This is a genomic window from uncultured Abyssibacter sp. (assembly GCF_964000955.1).
GTDB lineage: Bacteria > Pseudomonadota > Gammaproteobacteria > Nevskiales > OUC007 > Abyssibacter.
Genome location: NZ_CAXFCL010000077.1, coordinates 1 through 6,013, shown reverse-complemented (window position 1 = coordinate 6,013; position 6,013 = coordinate 1). Strand labels below are relative to the sequence as shown.

6 protein-coding genes and 1 pseudogene are annotated in these 6,013 nt (G+C 65.9%); 1 reads left to right on the top strand and 6 read right to left on the bottom strand.

Translation table 11 applies throughout. From position 1 onward, the window contains the following. The coding region (locus ABNS06_RS03560) for a hypothetical protein (RefSeq protein WP_348672608.1) at positions 1–662 on the top strand (662 nt) is incomplete at its 5' end. On the opposite strand, the gene rimI is transcribed toward ABNS06_RS03560, so the two are convergent. The 6 genes and pseudogenes from rimI to ABNS06_RS03530 all read right to left on the bottom strand — a co-directional run. Then, positions 663–1,139 carry a ribosomal protein S18-alanine N-acetyltransferase gene (gene rimI / locus ABNS06_RS03555; protein ID WP_348672607.1) on the bottom strand — a complete coding sequence of 159 codons (477 nt, stop codon included), beginning with the start codon at positions 1,137–1,139 and terminating at the stop codon, positions 663–665. It lies immediately after the preceding gene. Further along, the gene (locus tag ABNS06_RS03550; RefSeq protein ID WP_348672605.1) at positions 1,136–1,963 is read right to left on the bottom strand and encodes a uracil-DNA glycosylase family protein; all 828 of its coding nucleotides are present in this window, start codon (positions 1,961–1,963) and stop codon (positions 1,136–1,138) included. The genes rimI and ABNS06_RS03550 overlap by 4 nt, the downstream gene beginning before the upstream one ends. Positions 1,964–1,974: 11 nt before the next feature. Continuing rightward, a complete protein-coding gene (leuA, locus tag ABNS06_RS03545) occupies positions 1,975–3,663 on the bottom strand; it encodes a 2-isopropylmalate synthase (RefSeq protein ID WP_348672609.1) in 1,689 nt (562 codons plus the stop codon). A gap of 326 nt (positions 3,664–3,989) precedes the next feature. Next, positions 3,990–4,775, bottom strand: a complete 786-nt coding sequence (pssA, locus tag ABNS06_RS03540) for a CDP-diacylglycerol--serine O-phosphatidyltransferase (protein ID WP_348672603.1) — start codon at positions 4,773–4,775, stop codon at positions 3,990–3,992. Then, positions 4,772–5,416 carry a hypothetical protein gene (locus ABNS06_RS03535; RefSeq protein ID WP_348672602.1) on the bottom strand — a complete coding sequence of 215 codons (645 nt, stop codon included), beginning with the start codon at positions 5,414–5,416 and terminating at the stop codon, positions 4,772–4,774. Before ABNS06_RS03535 ends, pssA begins: the two co-directional genes overlap by 4 nt. Before the next feature lie 51 nt (positions 5,417–5,467). Further along, positions 5,468–6,013, bottom strand: a pseudogene (locus ABNS06_RS03530) (ketol-acid reductoisomerase); the annotation flags it as partial.

Below are 6,013 nucleotides of genomic sequence, written 5' to 3'. Positions count from 1 at the left end.
TGGGACTGATCTACGACAGCTGCGAGCTGCTCGCGGTCAAGTACGGCGACGCCGACAGCCTCGCCTCGGCCCGTCAGGCGATCGACGTCGTCACCGCCGCGATGCCGCCGCCCGCGGCCAGCTATCACCGCCGCCAGTTCGAACGCTGCCGGGGCTTCGTCGAGCAACCGGAACAACTGGAAAACGCGGAGATCTGGCAGACACTGGCCGCCGAGGCCGGACACCCGGCCGCGCAGCTCCGGGTCTGGGTGGACAAGCGCCTGGATGCGGACCTGGGGCCGCCGTCACTGAACCGCGTCGCGACCCTGGTCGAGACCGGTCAACCCGATGCGCTGATGCTGGCCCCGCTGCTGCTGGAAGTGGAATCCGGCGAACCCGAACCCACCGCTTCGGCCATCAATGACACGGCCTGGGCGCTGGCGATCTGCCAGCTCGGCGTGGATTGCGGCCCACAGAGCGAACTCACCCGGCTGCGCTGCATCTGGGATGCCTGTGCACCGGGAGATGATCTAGCCACATCTCTAGAAACGCATGTCAGTCCGTACATCTTCCAGCAGGCGCAGGAGCATGCCGCGCGACTGGCGGCGGCGATCCGGCAAGGCGACCTCGCCAACTCCGGCCTGGTCAGCCTCAGCGTGGCCGGACCGGCGCTTACCCAGTGATCAGCTCAGCGTCCGCTCCCAAGCGAGCATGACGGCATCCTCACGCCCACCCGCGGCCGGATAGTAGTTGGGGCGCCGACCGATCTCGCGAAACCCGAGCTTGCGATAAAGCGTCAGTGCGGCCGTGTTCGTCGGACGCACTTCGAGAAAGACGATGGTCAGTTCCGCGGTGACCGCGATCTCCAGCAGATGTTCGACCAGCTGGCGGCCGCAACCGGTGCGCTGTCTGCCAGGGTCCACGCAGACATTGAGGATATGACCCTCGCCCGCCGCCATCGACATCATCGCGTAACCATCGATCCGATCGCCCATACTGACCGCGACCCAGCTGCTGTAGCCGACGCGCAGACAGTCGTCGAAGATGCCGGCGGTCCAGGGGAATTCGTAGGCGGCACGATCGATGGCCGCGACGCGGGGAATGTCGCTGGGATGCATGGGGCGAATCTGCCACTCCGCATCCAGCACGACCGCGTTCACGCAGGCTCCGCAAGTCGGGCGCGAATGCGCTTGAGGTCGTCCCAGCCCTTGCGCTTCTCCAGCGGCTGACGCAGGTAATAGGCCGGATGGTAGGTCACGATGACCGGCGTGCCGCTGGGACCGTGCACGTGGCTGCCGCGGCGCAGTCGGCCCACCGGCGCGTCCTCGCCGAGCAAACCGGTCGCCGCCACCTGACCCAGCGCCACGATCAGCTTCGGCCGCACCAGCGCGATCTGCGCCTCCAGATAACCCCGACAGGCGTCCGCCTCCACCGCATGCGGCTTGCGGTTGCCAGGCGGGCGGCACTTGACCACATTGGCGATGTATACGGTGGACTGCCGCGAATGGCCGATGGCGGCCAGCATACGATCCAGCAACTGCCCCGCCGCACCCACGAAGGGCTCGCCGCGCAGGTCCTCCTGCTCACCGGGCCCCTCGCCGACCAGCATCAGATCCGCCTGCGTCTGCCCCACGCCGAACACGGTCTGCGTCCGCGTCTCGTGCAACGCACAGGCGGTGCAACGCGCCACCTGCGCCCGCAGCGCGTCCCAGTCCATGGCCGGCGGATCTCGCTCCGGAACGGACGGGGGCGCCGGCTCGGAAACCTTCGCCACCGGAATCGCCTCGGGCTGCGGTTCCGGCACAACCACCGGCGACTCTACCGGTGTCTGCTCGGTCAGCGGATCTTCGATGGCCGCGACCGGCTCCGCTGTCGGCGCGACCTCGGTCACCGGCTCCGGTGCCTCGGCCGGTTGCTGATCCCGACGGACCCATTCGGTCAGGCCCATCAGCGCCAGATACTCCGATCGGCGGGCGGGTTTCACGGCGGGCGGCTTCAGGCGGCCGAGCGGTCGGCGCGACGCGCCTGCAACGCCCGGTTGATGCCGGACAGGATCGCAGACAGCGAGGCCGTGACGATATTGCCGTCGATACCGACACCGAACAGCGTCTTCCCACCGCCCAGCTTGAGCTCGATATAGGTCGCCGCGCGAGCATCCGCGCCACTGCCGATCGCATGTTCGTGGTAATCCACCACGGTCACGGCTTCACCCAGTTCGGTGGACAATGCGCTGACGAAGGCCTCGATCGGCCCACGCCCTGTTGCCGCCAGGGCCCGGGTCTGACCATCGACCTCGACCTGCACCTTCAGGTCGACGTGACCCGAGGCCGAATCCTCGACCAGATGATGCGAGCTGTAGGCGTAGGGCCCGTGATCGCGCAGGTACTCGTCGTTGAAGATGTCCCACAGTTCGGTGGCGGTCACCTCGCGGCCGGTGGCATCGGTCACGGTCTGGACCACACCGCTGAACTCGATCTGGAGGCGACGCGGCAGGTCCAGGCCGTGCTCACGCTCCAGCAGGTAGGCGACACCACCCTTGCCGGACTGCGAGTTCACCCGGATCACCGCCTCGTAGGAGCGACCGACGTCCATCGGGTCGATGGGCAGGTACGGCATGTCCCAGACCTCGTCCGGCTGACGCGCCGCGAAGGCCTTCTTGATCGCATCCTGATGCGAGCCGGAGAACGAGGTGTAAACCAGTTCACCGACGTAGGGATGACGCGGGTGCACCGGCAACTGGTTGCAGTACTCGACCCGGGCGCGGATCGCGTCGATATCGGAGAAATCCAGGCCGGGATGCACGCCATCGGTGTACATGTTCAGCGCCAGGTTGACGATGTCCACGTTGCCAGTGCGCTCGCCGTTGCCGAACAAACAGCCTTCGACGCGCTCGATTCCGGCCAGCATCGCGAACTCCGCCGCAGCGGTGCCGGTGCCGCGATCGTTATGCGGGTGCACCGACAGAATCACCGAGTCGCGGCGTTTCAGGTTGCGGCCGGTCCATTCGATCATGTCGGCGAAGACGTTCGGCGTGGAGCGTTCCACCGTGGACGGCAGATTGATGATGCACTTGCGCTCGGGCGTGGAGCCCAGCGCCTCGACCACGGCATCGACGATGTCCCGGGAAAAATCCAGTTCGGTCCCGGAATACATTTCCGGCGAATACTGGTAGGTCCACTCGGTGCCCGGTCGCGCCTCGGCCAGTTCGCGAATCAGCCGGGCATGGGTCACGGCCAGATCGATGACCTCCTCCCGCTCCATCCTGAACACGACCCGACGCATCACCGGCGCGGTCGCGTTGTAGAAATGGACGATCGCGCGCGGCGCACCCTCCAGCGCCTCGAAGGTCCGCCGGATCAGCGGTTCGCGCGACTGGGTCAGCACCTGAATGGTGACGTCGTCGGGAATGCGCTTCTGCTCGATCAGGTCACGGACAAAGTCGAAATCAGCCTGCGACGCGGACGGGAACCCGACCTCGATCTGCTTGAAGCCCACCGACACGAGCAGCTCGAACATCTCGCGTTTGCGTTCCGGGTTCATCGGCTCGATCAGTGCCTGGTTGCCGTCACGCAAGTCCACGCTGCACCAGGTCGGTGGAGCGGAAATCACCTGATCGGGCCAGGTTCGGTCGGTCAGACCGACCACGGGAAACGACCGGTACTTCGTCTGCGGATTCGAAATCATTGCCATGATGGCCTCCTCATTTCGGGAGCAGGGCCAGAGCCCTGTTGCGCTGCATGATGCGCCGCCTGCCGTAACCGGGTCCAAGAACGCCGATGGCGGCAGGTAAATTCTAGGGTGAGTGGCGGGTGTGCGGCCGCCGTCCGCATCGTGATTATCTGCCCGAGGGCAGAAGTCGGAGCGCAAGCAGAAGCCGCGCGGTGGCCAGAGGGCCCGCGCAGAAGGCATCAAGTTGCAGGATGCGTGGCTTCATATTGAGGACTATAGCGTCAAGTCGGCGAGGATCAAGTCCCGATGTCATCAATCGGCCGATGGCGGCGAACCTGAAGCTACGCGCCCTGGCGCTTGCGCCGACGCCGCAGCAGCGTCATCACCGGCCCGGAAATCGTGTACGCGAGAAACACGAAGAACGCGACCTTGGGCGGATCGAACGACACCAGCACGAACAGACCGACGATGGCCACGATGTAGATGAATGGGACCCGCTCCTTGAGATTCAGGTCCTTGAAGCTGTAGTAGCGCACGTTGCTGATCATCAGCAGCGCGGCCATCACCGTCAGCACGAACGCGGCCACCGCGACCAGCGGGGACTCGCCGGAAATCTCCATCTCGGAACAGACCCAGACGAATCCGGCGGTCACGCCGGCCGCCGATGGGCTGGGCAGCCCGAAGAAATAACCCTTGCCACCGGCCAGGTGCGCGGACACATTGAACCGCGCGAGCCGCAACGCCGCGCAAGCGGTGTAGACGAAGGCGCCCAGCCAGGCCAGCTTGCCGCCGTAGGGAATGGCACCAGCGAGCGAATGCAGCGTGTAGATGTAGATGACGACGGCGGACGCCAGTCCGAAGGTCACCATGTCGGACAACGAGTCGTATTCCTTGCCGAAGTCCGTCTGCGTATTGGTCAGCCGCGCCACGCGGCCGTCCAGCGTATCGGCGATCATCGCGGCGAAAATCGCCATCGCGGCCGGGACGAATTCACCGCGCAGCGACGCCACGATGGCGTAGAACCCGCCGAACAGCGTTGCCGTGGTGAACAGGTTGGGCAGCAGATAGATGCCGCGCCGCCGCTGACCGCCTCCGGCCGGGTCGATGGATTTGTCGGACTCGCTCATACGCTGGTCTCCTCGCCTTCAGCCGCCGCCTTGCGCTTGAGTATCGCCAACACGTCGACGCCCGCGCGAACCGGCTGTCCGGGATGCACTTTCGCACGCGCCGACTCGTCAACGTAGACATCGATATGACGGGCCAAGCGCCGCAGCCCGCAACGCCGTCCATGGCCGACGCGCTCACCGACCGGCACCATGCAGGGTCGCTGGCCGAGCAGGCCGCCGCGTCCAGCCGCGATCAGCACGTCGTCCCCCTCGTCCGAATGGATCCAGGACACGTTCGTGCAGGGATCGCCGTTTTCGGTGCGGGGCTCGCGCAGCTTGCCCTCGATCGGCGCGCGCAGACTGTAGGCACCCAGCGGCGCCGTGGCCACCCGAATGCGCAGGGCGTTGCGGCCGAGGTACTCGTCGCGCACCAGTTCCACCGAGGCGATACGACCGTCAACCGGTGCGACGACGCCGAGCGGCGTTGAACAAAGGGTCCGGTCGGAATCGTAGAAATAGCCGAGCCCGAACAGGGAGACGACTGACAGGCTGGCGCCGATCAGCCAGTGCTGCTCATGCAGCGCCAGCCAGACACAAAGGACCAGCCCGGCAACGATCAGCCAGCCTTCGTGGGGAATATGAAGAAAGGTGCGGACGCGCATGGCGACGCCAGGAACCGACGCCGGCGGGTCGCGCCCGCCGGCGATACGACCCTAGTTCTTGGTCTTGTCGACCAGCTGGTTGGCGGCGATCCACGGCATCATGCCGCGCAGCTTGGCGCCCACCGATTCAATCGGATGCTCGGCGCTGCGGCGGGCCGTGGCCTTGAGCACGGTGCTGCCGTTGCGGGTTTCGTTGATGAATTCGCGGGCGAATTCGCCTTTCTGGATTTCGGCGAGAATCCGGCGCATCTCCGCCTTGGTCTCGTCAGTGATCACGCGCGGGCCGCGGGTGATGTCACCGTACTCGGCCGTGTTGGAGATCGAGTAACGCATGTTGGCGATGCCGCCCTCGTACATCAGGTCGACGATCAGCTTGAGCTCGTGGAGACACTCGAAGTACGCCATTTCCGGCGCGTAGCCCGCGTCGGTCAGGGTCTCGAACGCCGCCTTCACCAGCTCCACGGTGCCGCCGCACAGCACGGCCTGCTCACCGAACAGGTCGGTCTCGGTTTCATCCTTGAACGTCGTCTTGATGACACCGGCCCGCGCACCACCGATCGCCTTGGCATACGACAGCGCCAGCGCCAGACCCTCACC

Coding starts and splice junctions, on each gene's coding strand:
- leuA (WP_348672609.1), bottom strand. CDS start 3,663: ATGATTTCGAATCCGCAGACGAAGTACCGGTCGTTTCCCGTGGTCGGT.
- pssA (WP_348672603.1), bottom strand. CDS start 4,775: ATGAGCGAGTCCGACAAATCCATCGACCCGGCCGGAGGCGGTCAGCGG.
- ABNS06_RS03535 (WP_348672602.1), bottom strand. CDS start 5,416: ATGCGCGTCCGCACCTTTCTTCATATTCCCCACGAAGGCTGGCTGATC.